The organism is Streptomyces sp. SBT349 (assembly GCF_001083795.1).
GTDB lineage: Bacteria > Actinomycetota > Actinomycetes > Streptomycetales > Streptomycetaceae > Streptomyces.
The window spans coordinates 1-1701 of record NZ_LAVK01000639.1; the positions used below are offsets into that span (position 1 = coordinate 1).

A 1701-nucleotide genomic window follows, 5' to 3' on the forward strand; every position below is an offset into this window, starting at 1 on the left:
GTGCGGCGGCGGGGGAAGAGGAGGGCCGCCGTGCCGAGGGCCGTCCACGCCAGCAGGACGGCCAGCGGCTGCGCGACCGCCGCCCCGTCGAAGAACGCGACCGAGCGGAGCAGCGTCGCCCCCGCCCCCGTCGGCAGCCACGCGCCGAGCGTGCCCACCGGCTCGGGAAGCATCTCGGGCGCCGACCCGGCGCCCGACCACGGGTTCCCGAGCAGCATGACGACCAGTGACCCGACGCCCAGACCGGCCGGGCCGAGTCTGGCGGCGGCCCCGGCGACGGTCGCCGCCCCGGCGGCCACGACGAGCGCCAGCACCGCCGCCACCGCGAGCCATGTGCCGCCGAGCACGTCGAGCCACCCCTGCGCGATCGCGGCGCCGACCGCGCCGGTCAGCGCCGCCGCACCGATCAGCGTCAGCAGGGCCCGGCCCCGCCGCAGCCCCAGGGCCGTCGCCGCCGCGCCGGTCGCGATCCCGGCGAGGGCCAGCGGCAGCACGGCGGAGGTGAACGCGGCGCCGCGCGGGTCGGCCGCCGGGGCGGGCACCACGTCGGTCACGGTGACCCGCGCCCCCTCGGGTGCCTGCCGCGCGCCGAGGTCGGCGAGCAGCTGCGCCACCGACGCGCCGCCCGCGCTCGCGGTCAGCACCTCGGACGACTCGCCGCGGCCGACCAGGAACGCGCCGTAGACCTCGCGGTCCTCGATCGCCCCGCGGGCCGCCGCCTCGTCCTCGTACACACGCACCTCGAACGCGCCGTCCTGGGCGCGCAGCTGACCGGCGACCCGCTCGGCGGCGGCGGCCGGTCCCGCGACGCCGACCGGCAGCCCGTCGGGCGCGGTCCTGGCCGCGGGCCAGGCGAAGGCCCACAGGGCGAACGCCACGACCGCGGGCACCAGCAGCGCCACCAGCAGCGCGGAGCGGCCCGGCGCGGACGAGGGCGCGTACGAGGGCGACGGCGCGGACGGGGGGAAGGGCGATGGCATGCGTGCCCCATCTCCTAAAAAGAAGGATCGTTCGTTTTCCTATGTCCACACCGTGAACCCGGGGCCGTGCGATTGTCAAGAAGGAACGTTCGTTTTACGATCCCCGCATGGCCCGCGTATCACCCGAGCACCTTGAGGCCCGACGGCGCCAGATCCGTCAGGGCGCCGCCCGCTGCTTCGCCAGGAACGGCTTCCACGGCACGTCCATGCAGGACGTGTTCAAGGAGACCGGCCTGTCCTCGGGCGCGGTCTACCGGTACTTCCCGAGCAAGGAGGCGATCATCGCCGACCTGGCGGGCGGGGTGCTCGACACGGTCAGGGGCGCGTTCGACGACGCCCTGAGCTCGCCGCGCGTCCCGTTCCCCGACGAGATCCTGGCCGACGCGCTGGAGCGGGTGGAGTCGGTGCTCGGGTTCCCCCCGCCGCTGGTGGTGCAGGTGTGGGCCGAGGCCTTCCGCGACGAGAAGCTGGCCGAGGTCCTGCGGGACCTGCTCGGCAGCCTCATCGGGGCCTGGAGCCGGGTCGTCGTCGCCTACCAGGAGAAGGGGATGATGTCCCGCGACGTGGAGCCCGAGGCCGTGGGCCGGGTGCTGGCGGCCTGCGCGCAGGGGTTCATCCTGCAACGCGCCCTGCTGGGCCACCTCGACTTCGACGTGGTGAGGGCGGGGCTGCGCGGGCTCATGTCCATCTCCCCCTCCCACCCCCCCCCCCCCTCCCACCC

General features: G+C 75.8%; 2 protein-coding genes. One reads left to right on the forward strand and one right to left on the reverse strand.

The genetic code is table 11. From position 1 onward, the window contains the following. Window positions 1-980, reverse strand: a 980-nt coding sequence (locus tag ADY01_RS35440; protein ID WP_053171561.1) for a hypothetical protein, incomplete at its 3' end; no start/stop codon positions are given. Between the two features lie 107 nt (window positions 981-1087). On the opposite strand from ADY01_RS35440, the gene ADY01_RS35445 reads away from it, so the two are divergent. Then, the coding region (locus ADY01_RS35445) for a TetR/AcrR family transcriptional regulator (protein WP_049580977.1) at window positions 1088-1701 on the forward strand (614 nt) is incomplete at its 3' end.